This is a genomic window from Pseudomonas sp. RC2C2 (assembly GCF_018390435.1).
GTDB lineage: Bacteria > Pseudomonadota > Gammaproteobacteria > Pseudomonadales > Pseudomonadaceae > Aquipseudomonas > Aquipseudomonas donghuensis.
Map to the genome: position 1 here is coordinate 40,788 of NZ_JAHBAX010000001.1, position 25,704 is coordinate 66,491.

19 protein-coding genes and 1 pseudogene are annotated in these 25,704 nt (G+C 65.4%); 5 read left to right on the forward strand and 15 right to left on the reverse strand.

Annotation, left to right across the window (positions count from 1 at the left end):
* Positions 1-422: 422 nt before the first annotated feature.
* The 5 genes from KHO53_RS00225 to KHO53_RS00245 form a co-directional block, all read right to left on the reverse strand.
* On the reverse strand, positions 423-1,832 hold the full coding sequence (locus tag KHO53_RS00225; protein ID WP_010227081.1) for an efflux transporter outer membrane subunit: 1,410 nt from the start codon (positions 1,830-1,832) through the stop codon (positions 423-425).
* Complete coding sequence (locus KHO53_RS00230) at positions 1,829-4,912, reverse strand: MexW/MexI family multidrug efflux RND transporter permease subunit (protein WP_010227082.1); 3,084 nt, start codon at positions 4,910-4,912, stop codon at positions 1,829-1,831. The genes KHO53_RS00225 and KHO53_RS00230 overlap by 4 nt, the downstream gene beginning before the upstream one ends.
* Before the next feature lie 22 nt (positions 4,913-4,934).
* Positions 4,935-6,032, reverse strand: a complete 1,098-nt coding sequence (locus KHO53_RS00235; RefSeq protein WP_100782457.1) for an efflux RND transporter periplasmic adaptor subunit — start codon at positions 6,030-6,032, stop codon at positions 4,935-4,937.
* Positions 6,033-6,056: 24 nt separating this feature from the next.
* Positions 6,057-6,542: a DUF2165 family protein gene (locus KHO53_RS00240; RefSeq protein ID WP_036996206.1), complete on the reverse strand. Its 486-nt coding sequence runs from the start codon at positions 6,540-6,542 to the stop codon at positions 6,057-6,059.
* Between the two features lie 134 nt (positions 6,543-6,676).
* Positions 6,677-7,564, reverse strand: coding sequence for an EamA family transporter (locus KHO53_RS00245; protein WP_036996208.1), 888 nt, complete (start codon positions 7,562-7,564; stop codon positions 6,677-6,679).
* A gap of 212 nt (positions 7,565-7,776) precedes the next feature.
* Between KHO53_RS00245 and KHO53_RS00250 the strand changes: the two genes are divergently transcribed.
* From KHO53_RS00250 to KHO53_RS00255, 3 genes and pseudogenes are all read left to right on the forward strand, one after another.
* Positions 7,777-9,198 carry a purine-cytosine permease family protein gene (locus KHO53_RS00250; protein WP_010227090.1) on the forward strand — a complete coding sequence of 474 codons (1,422 nt, stop codon included), beginning with the start codon at positions 7,777-7,779 and terminating at the stop codon, positions 9,196-9,198.
* A gap of 131 nt (positions 9,199-9,329) precedes the next feature.
* Positions 9,330-9,455, forward strand: coding sequence for a hypothetical protein (locus KHO53_RS25755; protein WP_257792416.1), 126 nt, complete (start codon positions 9,330-9,332; stop codon positions 9,453-9,455).
* A 100-nt stretch (positions 9,456-9,555) separates the two neighbouring features.
* Positions 9,556-9,777: pseudogene (locus tag KHO53_RS00255) on the forward strand (helix-turn-helix transcriptional regulator); the annotation flags it as partial.
* On the opposite strand, the gene KHO53_RS00260 reads toward KHO53_RS00255, so the two are convergent.
* The gene (locus KHO53_RS00260) at positions 9,772-9,987 is read right to left on the reverse strand and encodes a TOBE domain-containing protein (protein ID WP_010227092.1); all 216 of its coding nucleotides are present in this window, start codon (positions 9,985-9,987) and stop codon (positions 9,772-9,774) included. The pseudogene KHO53_RS00255 and the gene KHO53_RS00260 overlap by 6 nt on opposite strands.
* A gap of 214 nt (positions 9,988-10,201) precedes the next feature.
* Between KHO53_RS00260 and KHO53_RS00265 the strand changes: the two genes are divergently transcribed.
* On the forward strand, positions 10,202-11,377 hold the full coding sequence (locus KHO53_RS00265) for an acyl-CoA dehydrogenase family protein (protein ID WP_010227093.1): 1,176 nt from the start codon (positions 10,202-10,204) through the stop codon (positions 11,375-11,377).
* Between the two features lie 10 nt (positions 11,378-11,387).
* Positions 11,388-12,488 carry a sigma-54 interaction domain-containing protein gene (locus KHO53_RS00270; protein ID WP_010227094.1) on the forward strand — a complete coding sequence of 367 codons (1,101 nt, stop codon included), beginning with the start codon at positions 11,388-11,390 and terminating at the stop codon, positions 12,486-12,488.
* Positions 12,489-12,972: 484 nt separating this feature from the next.
* Here KHO53_RS00270 and KHO53_RS00275 read toward each other — a convergent pair whose 3' ends face one another.
* From KHO53_RS00275 to KHO53_RS00315, 9 genes are read right to left on the reverse strand one after another with little or no spacing between them, the layout of a single operon-like run.
* Positions 12,973-14,262, reverse strand: a complete 1,290-nt coding sequence (locus KHO53_RS00275) for an MFS transporter (protein WP_502937669.1) — start codon at positions 14,260-14,262, stop codon at positions 12,973-12,975.
* Between the two features lie 10 nt (positions 14,263-14,272).
* Positions 14,273-15,481, reverse strand: coding sequence for an acyl-CoA dehydrogenase family protein (locus KHO53_RS00280; RefSeq protein WP_213569795.1), 1,209 nt, complete (start codon positions 15,479-15,481; stop codon positions 14,273-14,275).
* Positions 15,482-15,507: 26 nt separating this feature from the next.
* A complete protein-coding gene (locus KHO53_RS00285; protein WP_010222347.1) occupies positions 15,508-17,169 on the reverse strand; it encodes a dipeptide ABC transporter ATP-binding protein in 1,662 nt (553 codons plus the stop codon).
* The gene (locus tag KHO53_RS00290) at positions 17,166-18,056 is read right to left on the reverse strand and encodes an ABC transporter permease (protein ID WP_010222348.1); all 891 of its coding nucleotides are present in this window, start codon (positions 18,054-18,056) and stop codon (positions 17,166-17,168) included. The genes KHO53_RS00285 and KHO53_RS00290 overlap by 4 nt, the downstream gene beginning before the upstream one ends.
* A gap of 60 nt (positions 18,057-18,116) precedes the next feature.
* Positions 18,117-19,460: an LLM class flavin-dependent oxidoreductase gene (locus tag KHO53_RS00295; protein WP_213569796.1), complete on the reverse strand. Its 1,344-nt coding sequence runs from the start codon at positions 19,458-19,460 to the stop codon at positions 18,117-18,119.
* Positions 19,461-19,480: 20 nt separating this feature from the next.
* A complete protein-coding gene (locus KHO53_RS00300) occupies positions 19,481-20,764 on the reverse strand; it encodes an acyl-CoA dehydrogenase family protein (protein WP_213569797.1) in 1,284 nt (427 codons plus the stop codon).
* Between the two features lie 22 nt (positions 20,765-20,786).
* On the reverse strand, positions 20,787-21,719 hold the full coding sequence (locus KHO53_RS00305) for an ABC transporter permease (RefSeq protein ID WP_213569798.1): 933 nt from the start codon (positions 21,717-21,719) through the stop codon (positions 20,787-20,789).
* Positions 21,716-23,431 carry an ABC transporter substrate-binding protein gene (locus KHO53_RS00310; protein ID WP_213569799.1) on the reverse strand — a complete coding sequence of 572 codons (1,716 nt, stop codon included), beginning with the start codon at positions 23,429-23,431 and terminating at the stop codon, positions 21,716-21,718. Before KHO53_RS00310 ends, KHO53_RS00305 begins: the two co-directional genes overlap by 4 nt.
* A 44-nt stretch (positions 23,432-23,475) precedes the next feature.
* On the reverse strand, positions 23,476-25,563 hold the full coding sequence (locus tag KHO53_RS00315) for a TonB-dependent receptor family protein (protein WP_010222353.1): 2,088 nt from the start codon (positions 25,561-25,563) through the stop codon (positions 23,476-23,478).
* Between the last annotated feature and the right edge of the window lie 141 nt (positions 25,564-25,704).

Consider the following 25,704-nt stretch of genomic DNA (forward strand, 5'->3'; position numbering starts at 1 on the left):
CCCACAATCGATCTCTGTACGCCGAACCTGTGGGAGCCGGACTTGCCGGCGATCGAGCGCGCAGCGGTCGCAAGTCAGGCAACACTGATGTGCTGGCTGGACCGGCCTCATCGCTGGCAAGCCAGCTCCCACAATGGATCGCTGTACGCCAAACCTGTGGGAGCCGGACTTGCCGGCGATCGAGCGCGAAGCGGTCGCAAGTCAGGCAACACTGAAGTACTGACTGGACCGGCCTCATCGCTGGCAAGCCAGCTCCCACAATCGATCTCTGTACACCGAACCTGTGGGAGCCGGTCTTGCCGGCGATCGAGCGCGCAGCGGTCGCAAGTCAGGCATCACTGATGTGCTGACTGGACCGGCCTCATCGCTGGCAAGCCAGCTCCCACAATCGATCGCTGTACGCCGGACCCGCGATGAGCCGATCACTGCACCGCGCCACTCCCCCAGCCCAGCGCCTTGTACAGCGCAATCGCATTCAGGTACGAAGCGGTCTCTGCCTCTGCCACTTCACGCTTGATCAAGAAGAACGCGCGCTGGTTTTCCAGCACCGCCATGTAGGTACCCGCCCCTCGCCGATAGCGCTTGGAGGCGATGTCGATGGCATCGGCGCCATGCGCCGCCGATTGCATCAACGCACCAAGGCGGGTCTGGTTGCGCGCCAGGCGCGTGACGGCGTTTTCCACTTCTTCGCGGGCCAGCAACAGTGACTGCTCATAGCGCGCCTGCGCCCCTTGCGCCTGCGCCTGCGCAGCACGCAAGCGAGCCTTGGCGTTACCCAGGCGCAACGCCGGCCAGGTGACTGTCGGCGCCAGCTCATAAGCGCGCGCGGCACTGCCCAGGTCGCCACTGCGCAAGGCGAAGAAGCCGATAAACCCGCCCAGGTCCAGGCGCGGGTACAGCTCGGCGGTGGCCACGCCAACGTCTTCGCTGCTGGCTGCCAGTTGCCGCTCGGCACTGGCAACATCCGGGCGGTTGTTGATCAGCGCGTTGACATCGCCCAAGGGCAGTTGTCGCGCCAGCGGTGGCAGAAAGCGTGCTTGCCCTGACGCCTCGGCAAGGCCCGGCGCGCGCCCGGTGAGCACATCGAGGCGGTACCCTGCCTCCTGGATCGATGCCTGCAATGGCGGCACCGCCGCTTCGCTGAGCAGCAGATTGGCATGGGCGTTCTGCTCGTCCTCGTACTGACCGCTGCCGGCACGCACCTGGGCACTGGTGAGTTTCAGGGTTTCGCGCCAGGCCTCGACCTGGGCCTGCGCCACTTCCAGGCTGCGGTGCAAACCCTGTTGCTGGTAGTAGGCACGGGCGACTTCGGCGGCGATGCTCAGGCGCATCTGTTCAAGGTCGGCGCGCGCCGCCTCCGAGCGCGCCTCGGCAGCGGCGGTCAGGCGTTGCAAGCGGCCGAACAGGTCGATCTCCCACTGCACGTCAAACCCTGCGCGATAACTGCGCGAGAACATGCGCTGCGGGTCGCTGCCATCGGCCGGTTGCTGCTGCTCAAGGCTCTGGCTGAAGCCGCTGCGTGCGGTAACGCCCGGGTACTGGTCCAGGCGCCGGTCATCGAACAGCGCCCGCGCCGCCAGCAGGTTGGCCTGGGCCTGGCGGATATCGTGGTTGTGCTGGAGCGCGGTGTCGACCAGGCGGTTCAGCTGCGGGTCCTCAAAGAACGACCACCACTGCGCCGGCAGTTGCGCCTGCTGGGCGAACTGCTGCTGTTGCGGCGTGCTCAAGGGGATGGGCGCAGGGGTTGCCTTTGCATAGTCGGGGCCGACCTTGCAGCCCGCCAGGGCCAGGCTCGAAATCACACAGGCCAGGGCCAGGTTCACTCTGTTCATCCTTCGCTCCTCAGCGCATCAGCCAGGGACACCGCACGCGGTGTACTCGCGGCGATTGCGTGTTTGCGCGCCAGCAGGCTGTACACCGTGGGCAGCACGAACAGGGTGAACAAGGTGCCGATCAACATCCCGCAGACAATCACCAACCCCAGGCCAAAGCGGCTGTTGGCACCGGCACCGGAGGCGAACAGCAAAGGGATCAGGCCGACCACCATGGCCGCGGTGGTCATCAGGATCGGCCGCAGGCGAATCTGCGCCGCCTTGCTGATCGCCGCCGCGCGGTCGAGCTGCTCGTGTTCCTGCAGGGTGTTGGCGAATTCGACCATGAGGATACCGTGCTTGCTGATCAGGCCGATCAAGGTCACCAGGCCGATCTGGGTGTAGATGTTCACCGTCGCGTAGCCCAGCGCCAGCGGGATCAACGCACCACTGATCGACAGTGGCACGGTGATCAGAATGATCAGCGGGTCGACCAGGCTCTCATACTGCGCCGCCAGCACCAGGTAGATGACGATCACCGCGGCCAGGAACGCCAGCATCAGCGCACTGCCCTCCTGGGTGTACTGGCGTGCATCCGATTGCCAGTCGTAGCTGAAGCCGGCCGGCAGCGACGCTGCCACCTGATCGAGAAATGCCACCGCATCACCCAGGGTCACTCCGGCCGCCGGGATGCCCTGGAAGGTGGCGGCGTTCTGCTGGTTGAACTGGGTCAGCTTGTTCGGCTCGACCTGCTCGGACACCTGCACCACGGTCGACAATGGCACCAACGTGCCGTCTTCGCTGCGCACGTACTGGCGGGTCAGGGTTTGCGCGGTCAGGCGCTGGCTACGCGGGCTCTGGGCGATGACATCGTAGGAACGCCCTTCGAGGCCGAAGCGGTTCAAGTAGTTCTCGCCCACCAGCACCGCCAACGACTCGCCGATGTCCTGCATGCGAATGCCCAGGCTGTTGGCCTTGGCCCGATCGACGCGCACCTGAACCACCGGGTTGTTGTAGTCCAGGTCGCTGTCGACTACGGCGAACAAGCCGCTGTCCCGGGCCTTTTGCTTGATCTCCTGCATGGTCTGGTACAGCACCTGGTAGTCCTGGGAGCTGCGCAGCACCAGTTGCACCGGCAAGCCGCCGGTGGAACCCGGCAAGGCCGGCAACTGGAAGGCGAAGATGCTGGTGCCTTCGACATCGTTGACCGCCGCCTGCAGGTCGACCTGAATCTGCGAGGCGGTACGCTCGCGCTCGTCCCACAGCGACAGGTTGATACCGCCGATGCCCGAGGCGAGGCCGTCGCTGCCGTTGATGATCCAGGTGCTGACCGTTTCTGGCAGACGCTTGTAGACCTGGTCGAGCTTGTCGGCGAAGCGCTCGACGTATTCGAGGTTGGCGTGCTGCGGTGCCTTGATCGCGGTCAGCAGCCCGGCCTGGTCTTCGGTCGGCGCCAGCTCGCGCTGAGGCAGGCCGTACAGCCAGGGCAAACTGAGCAGCACCAGCAAGGCAAACCCGGCGCTCAGCCAGCGCCGCGCCAGGGAGAATTCCAGCGCCCGGCTGTAGCGTCTGGCCAGGGCGTCGAAAAAACGGTTGGCGGCATGGGCCATGCGCCCTTCGGATTGCTTGGCCTGCAACAGGAACGAGCTCATCACCGGCGACAGGGTCAAGGCCACCACACCGGACACCACCACCGCTCCGGCCAGGGTCAGGGCGAACTCGCGAAACAACGCACCGGTCAAGCCGCCCATCATGCCGATCGGTGCATACACCGCAGCCAGGGTGATGGTCATGGCGATCACCGGCCCGGCCACTTCCCGCGCCCCCACCAGGGCCGCGGCCACCGGGGTCTTGCCCTCTTCGATATGACGGTGGACGTTCTCGACCACGACGATGGCATCGTCCACCACCAGGCCGACGGCGAGGACCATGGCCAGCAAGGTCAACAGGTTGAGGCTGAAGCCGAACATCAGCATCAGCGCCGCCGCACCGAGCATCGACAACGGAATGGTTACCACCGGGATCAGCACAGTGCGCAGCGACCCCAGGCACAGGTAGATGACGATGACCACGATCAGCAGCGCTTCGAGCAAGGTCTTGCTCACTTCGTCGATGGAGGCCTGGATGAAGCGCGCGGTCTCGAACGCAAGCTCGGCCTTGACGTCCGGCGGCAGCGTCTTGCGGATGTCCGGCAGCACCTTGCGGATGCCGTCGACGATCACCAGCGGGTTGCCGCCGGGGGTCGGGAACAGGCCCAGGTGCACGGCGCGCACGCCGTCCATGGAGGCGCTGGTTTCCACCGAGGCGGCGCCCAGCTCGACAGTGCCGACATCCTTGATGCGCACCAGGCCATTGCCGTCGTTGCGGATCACCAGCTCGCGAAATTCGCCGACGCTGGTCAAGTCGGTATTGACGCGGATATTGGAGACCACGAACTGGCCTTTGACCTTGCCGGGCGCCGCCTGGTAGTTGTTGCGCCTGACCGCCTCGGCCACATCCGCGGCAGTCAGGCCGCGCGCGGCCAGGCGCGCCGGGTCGATCCACAGGCGCATCGACAGGGTCTGGCCGCCAAATACCTGGACCTTGGCCACACCGTCGATGGTGGTCAGGATCGGCTCGACCACCCGCGCCAGGTAGTCAGTCATCGCCGGGGTCGACAGGCTGTTGCTGGCAAAGCCGATATAGGCCACCGCCGTCGACTCGCCGGACGAGCGTTCGATCACCGGGTCATAGGCTTGCTCGGGCAGGCGAAAACGCACCTGGTTGACCTTGGCCATGACCTCGGTCAGCGCCTGGGTGGAGTCGCGGTTGAGCTCCATGCGCACAGTGACCAGGCTGCGGCCCTGCACCGAGGACGACGACAGGTAATCGATGCCCTCGACCGACGACACCGCCTGGGCAATCGGCTGGGTGACGAAGCCCTGCATCAGCTCGGCCGAGGCGCCGGGGTATTCGGTGGTGACGGTGATGGTCGAGCTCTCCAGCATCGGGTACTGGCGGATCGGTAGCTGGCGCAGGGAGAGGATGCCCAGTAGCAGGATGAGGATGCTGACCACCAGCGCCAGCACCGGCCGACGCACGAACAGATCGGTGAATTTCATCTAAGGGTCTCTGGGCAATCGGTCAGGAGCCGGACAGCGCCGGGGCTTGCAGGGTGTCTTCGGTGGCTTCGACCGCGACCCCGTCACTGAGCTTGAGCTGCCCGGAGGTCACCACCTGGTCGGCCTCCCGCAGCCCTTCAAGGATGATCACCCGGCCATCCTGGCGTTCGCCGATCTTCACCGGCACCCGCTGCACCACCAGCGCCTGCTGCTGCTCGTCATGGCGGGCAAGAAACACCGTGTCGCCGTAGGCGGTATAGGTCACCGCGGTTTCCGGCAGGCTGAGCACCTCGGCCACCTGCGGGTCGGCAACCTTGACGCTGGCATACATGCCGGCCTTGAGCAGCGCATCGGCGTTATCCAGGGTCGCCTGCACCTGTACCGTGCGCGAACGGTCGATCAGTGGGTCGATGGCACTGATGCGCGCCTGGAAGCTGCGCTCGGGATAGGCATCGAGCAGCACGTCGACCGGCTGCCCGGGTGCGAGGTGGATACTCAGTTGCTCGTCGAGGGAGAAGTTCACATACAGGGTGCGGGTGTCGATCAGGCTGACGATCGCATCGCCGACATTCAGGTACTGCCCCTGGTTGACCTTGCGAATGCCCAGCACGCCGTCGAATGGCGCGCGGATGGTCTTCTGCGCGATCACCGCCTCGGTGTGCGCCAGCTCGCCGCTGGCCATGTCGCGTGCGGCCAGGGCGTTGTCGAGCTGCTCCTGGGTGGCGGCGTTTTCCGCGACCAGGTCGCGCACCCGGCGGTGGTTGATCCGGGCGTTGTGCAGTTGCGCCTGCAGGCGAATGCGCTCGGCCTGCTCGGGGGCATCGTTGAGGGTCAGCAGTACGTCGCCACGGCGCACCTTCTGCCCGGAGACGAAGTTGATGCGTGTCACCCGCCCGCCGATTTCGGCCGAGACCAGCACCTGGCGCGCCGCCTCAAGCTCGCCGACCCCGGCGAAAAAACCATTGGCCGGACCGCGCTGCACGGTGCCCAGTGCCACCTTGACCAGCGTCCGCGGCGCCGGTGCCGAGGCCTGTGCGGTGTGCGCCTGTTGCCAGACCACCAGCACCGCCAGGGCGGCACCCGCCAGCAGCGTACCAAGCGCGAGATTCTTGCTGTTCATCCACCACTCCCTGTGAGGCTGGCCTCAGGCCCACTGCACGTTGAACACCACGAAGGCCAGCAAGGCCCAGAGCACCAGTACCAGATGGGTCAGTTGCAACCCCTCCTGGCGAATCCAGTAACCGAACCACAGGCCGCCTAGCAGCATGGCGAAGGTAAAACCGAGAAACGCGCTCAGCGCCAGGTTCAGCCAGGGCCGCGCCGCCTCAAGCCCCGCGCCGATCAGCAGGGCGTAGCTGCCGATCAGGGCAGTGGCTGCCGCCGCGACCTGTAGCACCAGCACGACCACCAGGGCGATTCGATGTGCAGCCGTGGAATGCAGGGCCCGGGACAACAGCGGGAAGTCGATGGTCGGTGCCTGGCGCAGCGGCGCCATCGCCATGGTCGCGCCGACCGCACCGAGAGAGGCGCGAAACGCCTGCAGGTTGTTGAGTACCGCGATGCAGAGCCAGAGGCTCAGGCCAATGGCCTGAACGGCCTGGAACAGCCAGAGGGAAGTATGCAAATCCATTTGTACGTCCGTGGTGGTTGAGCGCAATAACACAAGAAAACACTTGGATATTAGAGCCGTGCCTTCCAATGCACAACCCACAAGACGCTAACCACCCTGCGCCGAGCAAACATTGTCGGCGGTCATGCTTTGCCCTAATCGGCCAACCGGGCCAGCATTCGCTGGCGCAAGCGCGGGCCGAAAACGTTGACCAACAGCCCGGCCATCACCAGTAACGCACCCCAGCCTTGCAGCGGTGTCAGGCGCTCATCCAGCAGCAGCGCCGAGGAACTCAGGCCCACCACCGGCACCAGCAGCGAGAACGGCGCCACCTTGCCCGCCGGGTAACGCGACAGCAGGTGGCTCCACAGGCTGTAGCCCAGCATGGTGGCTACAAAAGCCAGGTACGCCAGCGACAAAATCGAGCTCCAGCCAATGCCGCGCAGCGAGCGTTCAATCAGCTCGGGACCTTCCAGCCACCAGGACAGTGCCAGGAACGGCAGCGGCGGCACCAGCCCACCCCAAATCACCAGAGCCACCAGGTCGATGTTGCCGAAACGCCGGGTGATGATATTGCCCATGGCCCACATCGACGCGGCGCACAGGGTCAGCAGCAAGGCGAAAAACGGTACGCTGGCGCCGTTCTCGCTGCCGATCAGGGTCAGGCCGCCGGCGGCCACCAGCAAGCCCAGCACGCTGGCCGCGCGCAGCCGCTCGCCGAGAAAGATCGCGGCAAAAAACAGGGTGAAGAACGCCTGGGATTGCAGCACCAGCGACGCCAGGCCCGGCGGCATGCCGTTACCCATGGCCTCGAACAGAAAGGCGAACTGGCCCAGGGAAATGGTCGCGCCATAGGCGATCAGCCAGCGCCAGGGCAATTGCGGGCGCTTGACCAGCAGCACCGCCGGAAACGCCACCAGGGCAAAGCGCAAGGCCCCCAGCAACATCGGCGGCAGGCCATCGAGGCCAACCTTGATGACCACGAAGTTGACGCCCCAGGCGACGATCACCACCAGCGCCAACAGCAAGTCCTTTAATGGCATTGTTCCCTCACCGGCTTTGTAATATTTCGCAACAGCATAACCTTATGCCCGAAATCATCGCACCCACCTATCGCGACGGATGGGTGCATCAAAGCCGACACCTTCACTTGACCGTATTTGTATATACATGCTCATATCTGTTTCAGTCGCCCACTTGCGATCGACTGGCGACCCGACCGCGACAACACAACAATAGGCGGAGATCCCGAGCAATGACCCAGGCCAATGCCTCGCGCAGCAAGCCCCTGATCGAGCGCCGCTCGATCGACTACATCCCGGAAAACGAACGACACGGACGCCTGTACAGCCAGTTCACCCTGTGGCTGGGCGCCAACCTGCAGATCACCGCAATCGTCACCGGGGCCCTGGCCGTGGTGCTCGGCGGCGATGTGTTCTGGTCGCTGATCGGCCTGCTGCTCGGCCAACTGGTCGGCGGCGCGGTCATGGCCCTGCACGCCGCCCAGGGGCCGAAACTCGGCCTGCCGCAGATGATCTCCAGCCGCGTGCAGTTCGGCGTGTATGGCGCGGCCATCCCGATTGCCCTGGTGTGCCTGATGTACCTGGGCTTCACCGCCACCGGCACCGTGCTCTCGGGCCAGGCCATCGGCCAGTTGCTCAGCGTCAGCGACAGTGCCGGCATCCTGATCTTCGCCGGGGTCATCGTCCTCGCCACGGTGTTCGGCTACCGTATGATCCACTGGATCGGCCGGGTCGCCAGCGTGTTGGGGATCATCGCCTTCGTCTACCTGTTCAGCCGCATCATGGTCATCAGCGACATCGGCCAGCTCCTGGAAAACCGCCACTTCACCTGGGCCTCGTTCCTGCTCGCGGTGTCGCTGTCGGCGTCCTGGCAGATCTCCTTCGGCCCGTATGTCGCCGACTACTCGCGCTACCTGCCGAGCAACACCTCATCGTTCAAGACCTTCCTCGCCGCAGGCCTGGGTTCGGTGGTCGGCGCCCAGGCATCGATGGTGCTCGGGGTGTTCGCTGCGGCCATTGCCAACGGCCAGTTCTCCGGCCGTGAAGTGGCCTACATCGTCGGCCTGGGCGGTACCGGCGCGACCGCCGCGCTGCTGTACTTCAGCATCGCCTTCGGCAAGGTGACCATCTCCACCCTCAACTCCTACGGCAGCTTCATGTGCATCGCCACCATCATCAGTGGCTTTCGCGGGCACATCGAAGTGACGCGCCGCCAGCGCCTGTTCTTTGTCCTGGCCATCGTCGGGGCCTCGACCCTGATCGCCCTGCTCGGCCAGCATTCGTTCCTGGCGGCGTTCAAGTCGTTCATCCTGTTCCTGCTGACCTTCTTCGTCCCCTGGAGCGCGGTCAACCTGGTGGACTACTACTTCATCACCAAGGAACGCTACGACGTGCCGGCGCTGGCCGACCCCAACGGCCGCTACGGGCGCTGGAACCTGCCGGGCATCATCGTCTACACCGTCGGCGTGCTGGTGCAGATGCCGTTTATTTCCACCAAGCTCTACACCGGCCCGATGGTTGCCCACCTGGGCGGTGTCGACCTGTCGTGGATCATCGGCCTGGTGGTGCCGAGCGTGCTGTATTACTGCGTGGCACGCGGCAAGGCGGCGCAAGCGCCTAGCCACATGATCCTGCCGGAAGCGGCCAAAAGCTGAGCCGGCCGAAACCGCTGCCCACCGCCCGTCGGCGGGCAGCGACCATTTGGCAGCCCGGGCAATAACAACATATTTGTATGCTGTAACCGATCTGAGCAACAACGCCAAGGCCCTGGCCAAGTTCCTTGCCAGTGCCAACCCCTACCTGCCAGAAGCGACACTCAATACCCTGCTGGCAGCACATGCGCGAGCATATCCTCAGCCTTGCCGATGCCTTGACGGCGGCGCTGGTCAAGCAGTTCCCGGACAAGTTCTGAGCGAGGTCGACTGATGTTCGAAGGCCTTGGCCACACCCAACAGGCGTTGCTCACCGCCCTGCTCTATCGGGCTACGGACATGAGCATCGATGAGATGAAGGAAGTCGGCTACGAATCCCAGGTATTTTTCCGCTCCGGGGGCCCGGCGCAGATCATCGCCCACAACTGCGTGTTCCATCAGCTGGCCGAGGCTCACCCTGAAGTCTGTGAGCTCGACCTGGCGCTGATCGGCAGCCTGGGTGGCGGGGATGTGCAGCACCTGGAATGCATGCTGCGTGGTGGTCAGGTGTGTCGCTTTCAGCTGGCGGGCAAGGCCTCATAGCTTGGCGATCGACACCTCGGTGGATTTGACGAAGGCAATCACTTCGCTGCCGACCCGCAGTTCCAGCTCGTGCACCGAGCGGGTGGTGATCACCGAGGTGACGATGCCTGCGGAGGTCTGCACATCGATTTCCGATACCACCGGGCCTTCGATGATCTCCTTGACCGTGCCTTTGAACTGATTGCGTACGTTGATCGCCTTGATGGTCATGCGCTGCTTCCTCGTCCTGGGGTGCACTGCCGCGCAGTGCTTGAGGTACAGAGTGCGCCCGAGCAGATAAAATTAAAAAGAATAAATAAGTACAAATATAGAACTAAAAGAGATATGTAAATCGACATATCGAAAGTCCTATAAGTTATTTATTTTCAGTTTTTTAGATCCCTTAGCATCAGTGCCACCCTCATAGAGCAAGTGAGCGCAACCTTTGCACAGCACGCCATCGACCCCTCTGCAAATCGCGCGGGAACTGACCAATGAGTTCGCCCGCACCGCGGTCGAGCGCGACCGCCTGGGCGGTACGCCCAAGGCCGAACGCGATGCCATCCGCAGCAGCGGCCTGCTGGCCTTGAGTATCCCCCGCGACTTCGGCGGCCTGGGCGCCAGTTGGTCGCAAACCTTCGAGGTGGTACGTGAGTTCGCCCGGGTCGACAGCTCGCTGGCCCATGTGTTCGGCTTTCATCACCTGATGCTCGCCACCGTGCGCCTGTTCGCCACCCCGGCGCAGTGGCAGCCCTGGTTCGAACTGACCGCGCGCAAAAGCTGGTTCTGGGGCAATGCCCTCAACCCCCTGGACACCCGCACGGTGGTCAAGGACCGCGGTAGTTTTCGTGAATTCTCCGGCAAAAAAAGCTTCTGCTCCGGCGCCAGCGATTCAGAGATGCTCATCGCCTCGGCAATCGACGAGAACGCCGGCGGCAAGCTGTTGATCGCCGCGATTCCCAGTGGCCGCACCGGCATCACCTTGCACAACGACTGGCACAACATGGGCCAGCGCCAGACCGACAGCGGCAGCGCCACCTTCGAACGGGTACGGGTGGAAGAAAGCGACCTGCTGCTCAACCCCGGCCCCTTGAGCACACCGTTCGCCTGCCTGCGGCCGCTGATTGCCCAACTGCATTTCGCCACGATCTTCCTCGGCATCGCCGAAGGCGCCTTCGAGGAGGCCCGGCATTACGCCCTGCGCGAATCGCGGCCGTGGTTCAAGTCAGCGGCCGAACAGAGCAGCGCCGACCCTTATGTACTCAACCATTTCGGTGACTTCTGGGTGCGCCTGCAGGGTGCACGCCTGTTGGTCGAGCAGGCCGCCCAGGCGCTGGACCAGGCCTGGGCCAAGGGCGCGGCGCTGAGTGCCGAACAGCGCGGGCGCCTGGCGGTGACCATCGCCACCGCCAAGGTCGCCGCCAGCCGGGATGGCCTGGAGATCTGCAGCAAGGTCTTCGAGGTTACCGGCGCCCGTGCCACCCAGGCCTCGGTGGGCCTCGACCGGCACTGGCGCAACCTGCGCACGCAAAGCCTGCACGACCCGCTCGACTACAAGCTGCACGAACTCGGTGAATGGGCCCTGCGCGGGCAATTGCCGACTCCGACCTTCTACTCATAGTGTGACCGCCATGCAATTGTTGACCCTACCGCCCTCCCCGGCCCTGGCCACCTCGATCCGCGCCACGGCGCAGGTGTTCGAAGACCCCAAGTCGCGGGCCTTGCTGGCGCACCTGCAACGGGTCGCGCCAAGTGAAGCCAGCGTGCTGATCATCGGCGAGACCGGCACCGGCAAAGAGCTGGTGGCCCGGCACATCCACAACTTGAGCGGGCGGCGCGACAAGCCTTTCGTCGCGGTCAACTGCGGGGCGTTTTCCGAATCGCTGGTCGAGGCCGAGCTGTTCGGCCACGAAAAAGGCGCGTTCACCGGCGCCCTCGGTTCCAAGGCCGGCTGGTTCGAAGAGGCCAATGGCGGCACCTTGTTCCTGGATGAGATCGGCGACTTGCCGATGCCGATCCAGGTCAAGCTGCTGCGCGTGTTGCAGGAACGTGAAGTGGTGCGCCTGGGCTCGCGCAAGAGCATTCCCATCGATGTACGGGTGCTGGCGGCAACCAACGTGCAGTTGGAAAAAGCCATCAACGCCGGGCACTTTCGCGAAGACCTGTACTACCGCCTCGACGTGGTCAGCCTGGAACTGGTGCCACTGCGCGAGCGCCCGGGTGACATCCTGCCGCTGACCCGCCACTTCATCCAGGCCTACAGCCAGCGCCTGGGCTATGGCGACGTCAGCCTTAGCAGCGAGGCCGAAGCCAAGCTGTGCAGTTACGGTTGGCCGGGCAATATCCGCGAACTGGAAAACGTCATCCATCACACCTTGCTGATCTGCCGCGACGGGGTGATCCGCCAGGACGACCTGCGCCTGTCGAACATGCGCATCGAGCGCGCCGACGACAGCCCTGGCCCCGATGATTCGGCTGAAGGGCTGCTGCAGCGGGCGTTCCAGAAGCTGTTCGAGCAGCCCGCGGGTGCCTTGCACGAGAAGGTCGAGGATGCGCTGTTGCGCGCGGCGTATCGGTTCAGTCATTACAACCAGGTGCATACGGCGAACTTGTTGGGTTTGAGCCGCAATGTCACCCGCACGCGCCTGATCAAGATGGGCGAGCTGGCGGTGAACCGCAGGCAGCCTGCGGGGAGTACCCAGGGCGAGCGGGTACTGAACCTGTCCATCTAATGGCCTCATCGCGGGTCCTGCACCAATCCTGTGGGAGCGGGCTCGACCCGCGATCGAGTGCGAAGCGCTCGCAATCCAGACACCACCTGATGTATTGGCTGGACTGGCCCCATCGCTGGCAAGCCAGCTCCCACAGGTACTGCACCTATTTCATGACCACAGCCAATCCTGTGGGAGCCGGGCTTGCCGGCGATCGAGCGCGCAGCGGTCGTAATCCAGACGCCGCATGATGTGCTGGCTGGACTGGCCCCATCGCTGGCAAGCCAGCTCCCACAGGTACTGCACCTATTTCATGACCACAGCCAATCCTGTGGGAGCCGGGCTTGCCGGCGATCGAGCGCGCAGCGGTCGCAGTCCAGGCGAAAAAAGGTCAGCGGTAGATCTCACTTCCCGCATCCGGCGCCAGTTTGCGAAACACCAGCGCCGAGGCCATGCACGCCAGCGCACACACGCCAATCACCAGGGCAATATCCGCCACCGCCACCTACTGCTCGCCCTTCACGCTCATCAGCACGCTCAGCAGCGAGGCCGCCACGCCTACCGACACGCTCATGGCCAACTGCACCGTCGCCGCCGACAAACTGCTGGCCCGGCTGTGCAGCTCGGCAGGGACATCGGCATAGGTCAAGCCGCCCATGGCGCTGAACTGCAAGGAGCGGATCAGGCCGCTGGCGAACAGGATCAAGACCACCAGCCAGTACGGCGTGTCGAGGTTGAAACTGGCGCAGGCGCCCAGGCTCACGCCGGTAAACAACGCATTGACGCTCAAGGTACGGCGAAAGCCAAAGCGGCGCACGATGCGCACCGCCAGCAGCTTGACCACAAAGGCGCCGACGCCACCGGTAAAGGTCAGCAAGCCGGCATGCAAGGGGCTCAGGCCAAAACACAGCTGGAACAACAGCACCATCAAGAACGGCTGCGCCGCCGTGCCCAGGCGAAACAGGTTGCCGCCCCAGAAACTCAAGGCAAAGCTGCGCACGCGCAACGGCGCAAAGTCCAGCAGCGGCTGGGCGCAGTGGCGCGCATGGCGCACATACAGCAGCGCCGCCAACAGCCCGAGCAGCAACAGCAGCAGCACCCAATGCCGCGCCAGCAAGCCATGGCCCAAGGCTTCGAAGCCGAACACCAGTGACGCCAGGGCCACACTGGCCAGCAGCAAGCCACGCAGGTCCAGGCGTTGCCGGCTGTCGCCGGGGTAATCGGGAATATGCCGCAGCACCAGGTAAACCCCGAGCACGCCGATGGGCAGGTTGACCAGAAAGATCCATTGCCACGACAGCAGGGTCACCAGCAAACCGCCCAGGGGCGGCCCGAGCATCGGCCCCACCAGCGGTGGGATGGTCAGGTAGGACATATTGCCCAGCAGTTGCTCGCGCGGCGACCAGCGCAGCAGGATCATCAACCCCACCGGCACCATCATCGCCCCCGCCGCGCCCTGGCACAGGCGTGCCAGGCATAGCTGCAGCAACGAACCGGCCAGGGCGCAGGCCAGCGACGACAGGGTGAACAGAACGATGGCCAGGACGAACAGCCGCCGTGGCCCATAGCGGTCCGCCGCCCAGCCGCTGACCGGCACGGCCAAGGCGGCGGCGAGCAGGTACAGCGACACCACCAGGTTCATGCGCACGCTCGGCGCGCCGAATTCGCTGGCCATCTGCGGCAAGGCGGTCATCACCACGGTGGAGTCGATCAGCTCCATCAGCAGCGCACAGCCGATGATTATCGGTACTCGCCGTGATTGCCAGGTGCTGAGGCTCAGCAAAGGCGCCTGCACGCTGCCCAATTCAGAACAACCCCGAGGTCGGTGGCGGTGTGCCGGTCAGCTGCCAGGCGCCGACCGCCGCGGCCTTCCAGTACCGAGGGTTATGGTTGGCGACCGTGCGCGCGTTGCGCCAGTGGCGGTCGAGGTTGTGGCTGCGGCCGGTGGTCGAGGCGCCGCCGACGTCAAACAGCAATTCGGCGGCCTTGAGCGCCGATTCGGCAGCAATGTACTGGGCCTGGGCAACGTCGATGGCGGCCTGGTCGACCTGTTGCGGGTCAAGGCCGGCGTCCCAGGCGCGGTCGATCGACGCCGCAGCGCGCAGCACCACGGCCTCGGCGGTAAAGGCGCGGGCAGCGATTTCACCAACGCTGAGCTGCACGTACGGGTCATCCATCGAGCGCGTGGCGCTGCTGTGCTTGATCGGCCGCGCGTGCTCACGGGCAAAGCGGCTGGCATCGTCCAGGGCATTGCGGGCGATGCCAGCCTGCACCGTGGCCAGAAACAACTGCAAGAACGGCGTGACGATGGTGCGCTTGCCCTCCTCCACGGTGCGCGTGCGAATCTCGTCGGCGTACACCAGCACATCGTTCAGGCGCGTGGTGCCGCTGGCCGTCAGGCGCTGGCCCATGGCGTCGAAATCGTCGAGCAATTCCAGGCCCTGGCGCTCGCGCGGCAGCACGAACGACACCGGCTGATCGTTTTCATCCAGGGCCACGGCGCTGACCCAGTCGGCGTACAGGGCGCCGGTGCTGTAGTACTTGCTGCCGCTGGCGCGGTAATGCTCACCCTCGCGCACGATGCGCGCGCTGATCGCGCCATTGGCGCCACCCACTTCCCAACCGGCATTGCCCAGCACCGCGCCTTGCAGGTAGCGGGCGAACCAGCGCTGGCGCTCGGCTTCGGCACCGTCGGCGGTCGAAGACAACAAGCCCTCGACAAAGCCGAAGCCCGGACGCAACGCCTGGGCAACGTTGGAGTCCACCGAAGCGATGCGCAGCAGCAGGCCGATCACATCGCTGACACTGCCACCCGGGCCGCCGTACGCCTGCGGAATACGGCAGGTGTAGAGCCCGGCCTGGGCAATCTGGCGGACCGCTTCATAGGGCAGCTGGCGCTCGCGTTCACGTTGCGCGGCGCCGGCGGCAATCAGCGCCAAGAGGTTTTCGGTATTGCCCTTGAGGTCGTCGAGGTTGCGCTGCTCAACACGGGGTACTGCGGATAAACCAGGCATGGACTTTCCTTGTGCGGATCAGGCGATCAGATCGCCAGGCGGAGAAATTCGAAACTGACTCGACGGCCGCTTTCCAGGTGCGGGATGGCATCGAGCAAGGCACGGGTATAGGGGTGTTGCGGACGGTCGAAGACATCGCGCACGGCGCCGCTTTCCACCGCCACGCCGTCTTTCATCACCAGCACCTGGTCGCTGACATGGTTGATCACCCCCAGGTCGTGGGAGATGAACAGGCAGGCCAGGCCCAGGCGCTGCTTGAGGTCGTCGAGCAGCTCGAGAATCTGCGCCTGCACCGACACATCCAACGCCGACACCGGCTCGTCGCACACCAAAATCTGCGGCTGCGCGGCCAGGGCGCGGGCGATGGCGATGCGTTGCCGTTGGCCGCCAGACAGCTCGATCGGGCGGCGCTCCAGCAGGCTGGGGTCGAGGCGCACCAAGGTCAGCAGCTCGACGGCCTGCTGGCGCCACTGCGCGCGCAGGTGCCCGGCCACTTGCAGCGCCTCGAACAGCACGCGCTGCACGGTGTAGCGCGGGTCGAAGGAGCTCAGCGGGTCCTGGAACACCACCTGGATGCTGCGGCGCAACTGGCGTTTCTCCTGGTCATCGAGGCGCAACCAGGGCCGGCCCTTGATCTGGATCTCGCCGCTGTCGGGGGTTTCCAGGCCGAGGATCATCCTGGTGAGGGTGGTCTTGCCCGAGCCCGACTCGCCGACGATGCCCAAGGTGCGGCCCTTGTGCAGTTGCAGCGAAACCTGATCGACCACGGTGCGCCAGGTGCCGTCCGGGCCCTTGAAGGCCTTGCTCACCTGCTGCACCTGCAACAGCGGCGCGCTGCGTTCCACCACCGCAGGTGCGACCGCCGCCAACGCCGGCGCCTGCGGCCGGCGAAAATGCACGGCGGCGCCAGCCTTGAGCAGGTACTGGGTATAGGGGTGCTGCGGGTCTTGCAGCACCGCCTCGACACTGCCCTGCTCGACGATTACGCCGTTGTGCATCACCGCCACCCGGTTGGCCAAGCGCGAGACCACCGCCAGGTCATGGCTGACGATCAGCATCGCGGTACTGTCGCCACGCAGGGATTCGAGCAGGCTCAAGACCTGGGCCTGGACCGTGGCGTCCAGCGCCGTGGTCGGCTCATCGGCAATCAGCAGGCGCGGGTTGCAGGCGATGGCCGAGGCGATCAAGGCACGCTGACGCAAGCCGCCGGAAAGCTGCCAGGGGTATTGGCGGGCGCGCAGCTCAGGCTCCGGCACGCCGACCGCGCGCAGCAGTTCAAGCACGCGCGCCTGGCGCTGTGCGCGGTTCAGGTCGCTGTGCAACTGCAAGGGTTCGGCAATCTCCTTGCCGACCGGACGCAGGGGGTCGAGTGAACCCAGGGCGTCCTGCATGACAAAACCGATCTGCGCACCGCGCACCCGGCGCCAGGCACGCTCGTCTAACTGACGCAGGTCCTGCCCGGCGAAGGCCAGGCGGCTGGCCTGCAGCTGCGCATGGGCACCGGTGAGCCCGGCCAGGGTGCGCGAAGTGACGCTCTTGCCCGAGCCGGACTCGCCCACCAGCGCCAGGCATTCGCCCTGCTGCAGGCTGAAGCTGATGCCCTTGAGCACCGGCACGCCCTGGCCGAAGCGCACCTGCAGGTCGCTGACCTCAATCAGTGGCGCGGGGTGTTGGATAACAGCATTCATAGGCGTTTACCTTCGTTGCGGCGCAGCAGTTCGCGGCCGATGGCGGTGATCGAGACTACGGTGAGGGTGATGGCCAGTGCCGGCCAGGCCACCAGCCACCAGGCGTTGGCCAGGTAGTTGCGGCCGATGGCGAGCATGCCGCCCCACTCCGGCTCTGGCGGTGGCGCGCCAAAGCCGAGAAAACTCAAGGCGGCCCCGGCGACGATGGTGCTGCCGATGCCGATGGTGGCGAGTATCAAGATCGGCTTGATCGCATTGGGCAGCACATGCCGCCAGATCACCTGACGCCGAGGCAGGCCGAGGGTGGTGGCCGCCTCGACATAGCCGGCATTGCGCACCACCAGGGTTTGCGCACGCACCAGGCGCGCATAACGCGGCACGCTGGCGATACCCACGGCGATGATGGTGTTGAGCGCGCCCTGGCCAAAAAAGGTGATGATCACCAGTGCCAGCAGCAGGTCGGGAAAGGCCAGCAGCACATCGACCAGGCGCATCACCACGCCGTCGACCAGCCGGGGCCCGAGCCCGGCCAGCAAGCCCAGCACGGTGCCGAGCAACAACCCCAGGGCCGTGGCGCTCAGGCCCAGCACCAGCGACGGGCGCACGGCATGCACCAGCCGCGCGAGGATGTCGCGGCCGTTCTCATCAGTGCCCAGCCAGTGCAGGCTGCTCGGTGGCTGGAATGCCTGGCGGGCGCTGGCCTCGAGCGGGTCGGCGGACACCAGCCAACCTGGCTGCAGCGCCGCCAGCACCAGCAGCGCGACAAACAGCGCGGCCAGTACCAGCCCCGGGCGCAGGGCCAACTGTCGAGGCCTGACGAAGCGCGCCTGGGCCTGGATCAGGCCGTTGGCCGGCAGCACCGCCGCCGTTGAATTGATCGGCGCCATCGGGCACCTCCTTGGGCTGAACGTTAAAGGGCAGGATTGCGGCTCTGCCGGTGGCCAGGCTCACACCGCTTCGGCGGCGCGCTGGTACTGGCTGGCCGGGTACGGCAGGCCGAGGTGGTCGCGCAGGGTGCTGCCCTGGTATTCGTGGCGGAACACCCCGCGCTTTTGCAGCAGCGGCACCACCTCGTCGACGAACACCTCGACACCCGAGGGGAACATGTCCGGCATGATGTTGAAGCCGTCGGCGGCACCGGCGCGAAACCAGTGTTCGAGGGTGTCGGCGACCTGTTCCGGGGTGCCGACGATCAGCCGGTGGCCGACCAGGATGCGCCGCGACAGCTCACGGAGGGTCAGGTGCTCGCGCCGCGCCAGGTTCAACTGGGCTTCGAGAAAACCGTGGGAGCCGCGCTCGAATTCCGCCACCGGGCCGATCCGCTCCCAGGGCAAGGGCGCATCCAGTTCCAGCTCGTTGACCGCAAGACCCACCCGCGCCGCCACCTGATTGATCAGCCCCTCTTCGCCGTACCAGGCATTGAGTTCGTCGAAGCGCGCCTGGGCCTCGGCCTCGCTGCTGCCAATCACCGTCGACAACCCCGGCATGATTTTCAGGTGCTCGGGGTTGCGCCCCCACTGGCGGGCGCGCTGCTTCATTTCCTGGTAGAAGGCCTGGCCGTCGACCAGGGTGGTCTGGGTGGTGAAGATCGCATCGGCATAGCGCGAGCCGAGGGCCTTGCCACCTTCGGAGGACCCGGCCTGGACCAGCACCGGCCGGCCCTGGGGCGAGCGCGGCAGGTTCAGCGGGCCCTTGACCGAAAAGTGCTCGCCGACAAAGTTGATCGCATGCACCTTGGCCGGGTCGGCAAAGCGCCCACGGCGGGCGTCGCCAATCACCGCGTCATCTTCCCAGCTGTCCCACAACTTGAGGGTGACGTCGATGAACCCATCGGCACGGGCGTAACGGTCAACATGGCGCGGCGCGCCGGCCAGGCCGAAGTTCTGCGCCGCCGCGTCGCCGGCATTGGTGACCACGTTCCAGGCCGCGCGGCCGCCGCTGATATGGTCCAGCGAGCTGAAACGCCGGGCCAGGTTATAGGGGTCGTTGTAAGTGCTCGAGGCGGTGGCGATCACGCCGATGTGGCGGGTGGCCAGGGCCACGGCGGTGAGCAGCACGGTCGGCTCCAGGCGCCCGGCCGGGTGCTCGGCAATATCGCCCAGCAGCGCCGGGCCGTCGGCGAGGAAAATCGCATCGAGCTTACCGCGTTCGGCGATGCGCGCGATGTTGCTGTAGTACTGGTGGTCGAGGTAGGCATTGGCCGGCACCTCGGCCTGGCGCCAGGCGCCGGCGTGGGCGCCGAAACCGAGGATGTTCATGCCGATGCTCATGTGTTGTGCGGGCTGGCTCATGGCAATTCCTTGAGTGGGGGTCAAACCGCGCTGGCTTCGTCGCGGGCGGCGTTGTCCTGTTCGTGCAACTGGCGCCAGGCGGCACTTGGGCTGACGCCATTGAGGTAGTAGTTGCCCAGCGCCCGCTCGCGGTAGATCGCCGGGTTGTGCGAGGCCAGGGTGCGGGCGTTGCGCCAATGCCGGTCGAGGCGCCGGGCCTGGCTGGTGGCCGAGGCGCCGCCGACTTCAAACAGCAAGGTGGTGGCTTCGAGCACCTGCTCCAGCACCACCTGCTGGGCCTGGTAGGTGCGGATATCGGCCTCGACGTAGTGGTCTTCGCCGACCGTGCCGTCGAGCTCGGCTTCGTGCACCGTCTGCAGCACCTGGGCGACATCCAGCACCAGGGCTTGGGCGGCATAGGCCAGGCTCGACAGGCGGCCGATCACCCGCTGCACCAGCGGGTCGTCCTTGGGGCTGGACTGGCCAGGCACGCCAAAGGCGCGGGTGCGGCCCTGGACGAAGTCGACGGCATCCCGCTGCACCGCACGGGCAATACCGGCCAGGGTCGCCAGGTGGTACAGCTGGTAAAAGGCTGACAAGTAGGACTCAGCGCGCAGCTCGCCGGGCTTGAAGCGGCGCAACACCTGCGCCGGCGGCACCGCGACCGCGGCAAAGCGGGTGGTGCCGCTGCCGCTCAGGCGCTGGCCGAAACCGTCCCAGTCATCCTCAAGGCTGACCCCCGGTGCCGTGGTCGAAACCACTACGCTGACAAAATCCTCGTCGAGCATGGCCACCGCCGCCACCCAGTCGGCATAGATGGCGCCGGTGCAGTAGTACTTCTCGCCTTCTAGCAACCAGCCAGCGTGCGGCGCCTGCGGGTCGGCAGCCGTGAGCCGCACCGAATTGCCGGTGGTGTCGGTACGTTCGGCCATGGCCGCGCCCCACAACTGCCCCGCCGCCACCTTGGTCAGCCAGTGGCGTTGCGAAGCGACGTCAGCGCTGGCCAACCGGCCTTCGACAAAACCGAAGTGGGCGCGGAAGATCTGCGGCAGGTTGGAATCGGCCTCGGCGAGCTCGATCAACAGACGAAACAGCACCGGCAGGCTGACCTGCGCGCCGTTCAACGCCTGGGGCACGCGCAGGGCGCCGAAGCCCGCCTCGCGCAGCCAGGCCACCGGCTCATGGGCCAGTGTGCGCTGCTGCTCGCGGTCTACCGCGCCTTCGGCGATGCGGGCAAAAACCGCGGAAAAACGCGCCTGCAGGTGGGCATAGTCCTGGCTTGCGGGGTTCGCGGCCAGGGGTGTTGGCAACTCATGGGCACTCATGGCTGGTCCTTGAAATGCGGGTTCATACGCTTTTGCTGCGCGGGTCGACCCAGTGGTTGATCAGGTCGACGAGAACGTTGACGACCCCATAAATCGCCGCCGCCAGCAGGGTGATCCCCAGCAGCAACGGCATGTCCTTGGTGATGGCGGCATTGAGCATCAGCCGGCCGATGCCCTGGCGGGCGAACAGCATTTCGATGATCACCGCACCGCCCAGCAGGCTGGCAAAGACAAAACCGGACAGCGTCACCAGCGGCACCAGGGCATGGCGCAAGGCGTGCTTGAGGCGCACGCCGGTCTCGGACATGCCGCGCGCCCGGGCCATGGCGATAAAGGGCTGTTCGAGGATGTCCTCGAGTTCCTGGCGCAGTACCTGGGTCAGCACCGCGGCAACCGGCAGGGCCAGGGCCAGGCTCGGCAAGATCAGCGCCTGCCAGCTGTTGGAGCCGGACGGTGGCAGCAGGTGCCAGCCGAACGAGAACAGCAGCAACAGCACGATGCCGATCACGAACGATGGCGCCGACGACAGCACCAGTTCGCTGCCGGACACCAGCGCGCGCACCCAGCGCGGGCGGTTGGCGGTGAGCACCGCGCAGCTCACCGCGAGGAGGATCGACAGCAAGGCTGCGGCCAGCGACAGCTGCAGCGTGGCGCCCAACTGGCTGCCGATCACCTGCAGCACCGGAATGCGCAGGCGGTACGACTCACCGAGGTCGCCCTGGGCCAGGCGCGCCAGGTACTGGCCGTACTGCACCCACAACGGTTGATCGAGGCCGTACTCGGCGCGCACCTGGGCGATCAGCTCGGCGCTGGGCATGGCGTCGGGGCCGCCGAGAATTGCCAGGGCCGGGTCGCCGGCACTGAGGTTGATGGCCAGGAACGTCAGGGTCGCCGCGCCCCAGAGCACGCCGATGCCGGCCAACAGGCGCCAGGCCAATCGCTGCAAAGTAGTCATTTGCCCTCCGGGTCGAGCCACACGCTGGTGAACAACGGGGTGTTGTGCGAGGTGTCGAAAATCAGGCCCTTGACCTGCTTGCGGTAAGCCAGCAGCACATGGCTTTCGAACACCGGCACCGCCGGGATGGTCTGCGCCAGGCGCTGCTGGGCGATGCGGTAGAGGTCGCTCAGCTCGACCGGGTCGGTGGTCTGGCGTGCGGCGCTGAGCACCCGGTCGAGCTCGGCATCGCGAAAACGCCCGGCGTTCTGGCCGATCAGCTTGGCAGTGCTGATCGCCTGGCTGTGGTAGAGGATGTACAGGCCATCGGGGGTGTTGGTGTGCCAGTAGCCGCCGCCGATCAGCTGGAAGTCGCTGGCGTACCGGCGCTGGGTGACCTGGGCCAGGGGCAGCAGGTCGATGTCGATCTGCAGGCCGATCTTCTTCAGGTCGGCCTGGATGGCCACGGCGATGCTGCTGGGGTAGGCGGCGGTTTCGTAGGTCAGCAAATGCGCGGCCAGGCGCTGGCCGTGCTTGACCCGGTAGCCCTGGCCGTCGCGCTCGCTCCAGCCGGCCTGGTCGAGAATGCGGTTGGCCTCGGCCACGTCATAGGCCAGCACGTCCTTGAATGCCGGGTCGTAGTAGCGGGTGTTGGCGGCGAGAAAATCACCCTTGGCCAGGTACTCGCCAAAACCGGTGATCCAGGCCAGGCCGTCGCGGTCGATGGCCTTGGCCACGGCGCGGCGTACCTGGACGTCATCGAAGGGGAAACGCTCGACGTTGAAGGTCAGGCTGCGAAACGGGTTGGCCTTACGGATACGGCTGCGCATCTGCAAGTCCGGGTTGGCGCGAATGGCCCGGGCGTTCTGGGTCGGGGCATCGACGGTAAAGTCTGACTGGCCGGCTTCCAGGGTACTGAAGCGGATCATCGGTTCGGGGACGATGCTCAGTTCCAGGCGGTCGAGGTAGGCCTCGCCCTGGTGCCGGGTCACTGCGGGAGCCCAGTTGTAGCCCTTGCGCTTGACGAAGTTGGCGCCCTGGTCGCGGGTGTAGCTTTCCAGCACGAAGGGCCCGGAGCCGATCGGGTGTTCGGCGATGGTCTTCGGCGCTTCGAGGATCTGCCGTGGCGAGATCATGCTCAGCCAGGATTGCGCCAGCACATCGAGAAACGGCGAATAAGGCTCGCGCAGGTGCGCTTCGAAGGTGTACTCATCGACGATGCGCCCATCCACGTAGGGGGCGATATAGGCGGCAGCCAGCGGCGACTTGGTCGCCGGGTCGCGCATGTGTTCGAGGTTGACCTGCAGGGCGCGGGCGTTGAATTTTTCGCCATCGCTGAAGGTCACGTCATCGCGCAGATGAAAGGTGTAGGTCTTGCCGTCGTCGGAGATCTTCCAGGACTTGGCCAGCCACGGCGAGATATTGCCCTGCTCGTCCTGGTACAGCAGGCAATCAAACAGGATGCGCCCCAGCCACTGCACATTGCCGTGGGAAATCGAATGCACGTCGAGGGTCGTGGTGTCCGAGGCCGTGGACACCCGCAAGGTACCGCCGGGCTTGCCCGGGGCGGCCTCGTAATAGTCTTGCGCGGCATAGCTCAGGGTGCCGTTGTGCAGCGTGCCGTCGATGCCGCCGCTGCCCTGCCCCGGCGCCGGCTCCACCGGCTTGCAGGCGCCCAGGGCCAGCAGCGCGCCGAGCACGGCGGGGCCACCCAGCCTTGCGATTACTCTCATGCGGTTCTCCTGCAGGTGCCGCACGAACGGCACCCGCCCCTGGCTCAGAAGTTGTAGGCAATCCCGGTGTAGGCGCCGAAGCCATCACCCGGATACAGCGAAGCGGTGTCCTGGCCCTTGGCGTCGTAGCTGGGCACCAGGGCGGTGACGTAGTCCTTGTCGGTGAGGTTCTTCAGGTCCAGGTACACCTGCCAGGTCTTGTTCGGCGCGTCGTAGCCCAGGCGTGCGCCCCACAGGGTGTAGGACGGGGCGTAGAAGCTGTTGGCGTAGTCCACCGCCGTGCTCGATGCCGAGCGCACGTTGACCCCGGCGTAAAAGCCATTGGCGTACTGGTAGAACAGCTCGCCCTGGTAGATGTGCTTGGGCAGGCCCGGCAGCTCGTTCTTGGCGAACAGCGGGTCGTTGCGGTAGTGGAAGTCGTTGAGGGTGTAGGCCTGGCGCCAGCTCAGCACATCGCCGTTATCGCGCTGCCAGAGCTTGGTGGTCAGCCCCGCCTCAATGCCCTGGTGGATGGTCGGGCTGGCGTTGGAGGTCGAGACCACGGCAGCCGCGGTGTTGGTGGCCGGGAGGATTTCGACGTTGAGCAGTTCGTCCTTGATCCAGGATTTGTACAGGGTCAGGCTGGCGTCGAAGATCTCCGAGCGCCCGCGAATACCCAGCTCAACGGTGTTGGCGCTTTGTGGCACCAGGGTCTTGGCGAAGTTGGTGGTCACCCCCGAGCCGGAACTGGACCAGGAGCTGGGCGGGTCGATGGAGCGGCTGACGTTGCCGAACACCTGCACGTCCGGGGTCAGGTAATAACGCAGACCGACCCGTGGCGCCAGTTTCCACTCGTCATAACGGTAGTGGCTGGGGATGCCGCTGGTGTTGGGCCGGTCGCTGAAGTTGACATCGACGTTGCGCTTGACCTCGATGGCCGAGAGGCCCGTGGACAGGTACAGGTTGTCGGTCAGGCCGAGGTCGTTGCCCAGCGACAACACATGGTCGAACGAGCCGTCGTACTCGACCTGCTTCTGCAACCTGCCCAGGTCCTTGTCACCGCTGTAGGTGCGCACCCCGGAGCGGATGTGCTGGGTGCTGCTCCAGCCGACGCTGGTGGTGCTCGGCAGGCCGAACAGCTGGTCGCTGCGGGTGTACTTGAGCGAGTAGTTGATGTCGCGCCAGTCCCAGTAGTTGGGGTTGACCGTGCTCTTCTTGCTGAGGATCTGCGGGTAGTTGTGATAGACCAGCCCAGCCACCAGGGTCGAGTCGTCGTCGAAGGTGTAGGTGGTTTTGCTGCCGACCCAGGTCGAGCCTTCCTTGGTCGAGTCGCCACGAGTGGCGCGGGTGCTGGGGTTGGTCTGCGAGGAATTCTTTTTCAGCTGCGCCAGGGTCAGGGCCCCGGCGTTCTCGTGGTACTCCTCGCGGTAGCGGATGTACAGGCGGGTTTCCAGCTTGGGGTTGAAGCGGTAGCCGAAGTTGGTCACCACGCCCTTGGCCTTGGTGAAGGTGAAGTCCTGGTAACCGTCGCGCTTGGAATTGTCGACGCTGATGAAGTAGTCGGCGTTGCCGGCCACGCCACCGGTGCTGAGGGTCTGCTTCTGCCAGCCGAAACTGCCGCCTTCGACCTTGATGCGGTTGCCTGGCGCAGTGAGGCCAGAGTGGGTGACGAAGTTGATCGCCCCGCCCAGCGACAAGGCGCCGTACTCGAAAGCGTTGGCGCCGCGCAGCACTTCGGTGTAGCTCAAGCCCTGGGTGTCGAGCAACTCATAAGGCGTGCCGCCGGCGCCGGTCAGGGCCAGGCCGTCGAAGAGGAACTTGGTGCCTTCGCGGAAATAGCCCGGCGAGGTGTTGGCACCCGAACCACGGATGGAAATCTTGATCGCATCGTTGCCACCGGCGGCCTGGGCATACACCCCCGGTTGATAGGCCAGGGTGTCTTCCAGGGTGGCCGAACGGCCCTTCTCCACCTCGGCCTGCTGAACCAGCCCGGTACCGCCGGGGATCTCGTCCAGTTGCGCCTGCGCCGCTTGCACCGGGGTGGCTTTGGCCGCCTGGACGGTGACCGTCTCCAGGCGTTTTTCAGTCTGTGTGGCGTCTTCGGCCTGGGCCAGCGGCGCCAGGCTCAACAGTGCGGCGCCGACGCTGGCCAGTGTCCAGTCCTTGCCTACTACTTTGGTCGAAGAATTGAATAAAACGGATGTTGCCCGAGGCACGAAATTCAAGGTATTGCTCCCCACCTGATTAAAAAATAGGCGAGTTTCTATTGGTATAGTCAATCTCGAAGGGAGCTG

Bases quoted from the DNA above. Each gene is read 5' to 3' on its own strand.
- KHO53_RS00240 (WP_036996206.1), bottom strand. From the start codon at position 6,542: ATGGATTTGCATACTTCCCTCTGGCTGTTCCAGGCCGTTCAGGCCATT.
- KHO53_RS00260 (WP_010227092.1), bottom strand. From the start codon at position 9,987: ATGACCATCAAGGCGATCAACGTACGCAATCAGTTCAAAGGCACGGTC.
- KHO53_RS00295 (WP_213569796.1), bottom strand. From the start codon at position 19,460: ATGAGCCAGCCCGCACAACACATGAGCATCGGCATGAACATCCTCGGT.
- KHO53_RS00285 (WP_010222347.1), bottom strand. From the start codon at position 17,169: ATGAATGCTGTTATCCAACACCCCGCGCCACTGATTGAGGTCAGCGAC.
- KHO53_RS00225 (WP_010227081.1), bottom strand. From the start codon at position 1,832: ATGAACAGAGTGAACCTGGCCCTGGCCTGTGTGATTTCGAGCCTGGCC.
- KHO53_RS00290 (WP_010222348.1), bottom strand. From the start codon at position 18,056: ATGGCGCCGATCAATTCAACGGCGGCGGTGCTGCCGGCCAACGGCCTG.
- KHO53_RS00300 (WP_213569797.1), bottom strand. From the start codon at position 20,764: ATGAGTGCCCATGAGTTGCCAACACCCCTGGCCGCGAACCCCGCAAGC.
- KHO53_RS00245 (WP_036996208.1), bottom strand. From the start codon at position 7,564: ATGCCATTAAAGGACTTGCTGTTGGCGCTGGTGGTGATCGTCGCCTGG.
- KHO53_RS00310 (WP_213569799.1), bottom strand. From the start codon at position 23,431: ATGAGAGTAATCGCAAGGCTGGGTGGCCCCGCCGTGCTCGGCGCGCTG.
- KHO53_RS00280 (WP_213569795.1), bottom strand. From the start codon at position 15,481: ATGCCTGGTTTATCCGCAGTACCCCGTGTTGAGCAGCGCAACCTCGAC.
- KHO53_RS00235 (WP_100782457.1), bottom strand. From the start codon at position 6,032: ATGAACAGCAAGAATCTCGCGCTTGGTACGCTGCTGGCGGGTGCCGCC.
- KHO53_RS00250 (WP_010227090.1), top strand. From the start codon at position 7,777: ATGACCCAGGCCAATGCCTCGCGCAGCAAGCCCCTGATCGAGCGCCGC.
- KHO53_RS00270 (WP_010227094.1), top strand. From the start codon at position 11,388: ATGCAATTGTTGACCCTACCGCCCTCCCCGGCCCTGGCCACCTCGATC.
- KHO53_RS00305 (WP_213569798.1), bottom strand. From the start codon at position 21,719: ATGACTACTTTGCAGCGATTGGCCTGGCGCCTGTTGGCCGGCATCGGC.
- KHO53_RS00230 (WP_010227082.1), bottom strand. From the start codon at position 4,912: ATGAAATTCACCGATCTGTTCGTGCGTCGGCCGGTGCTGGCGCTGGTG.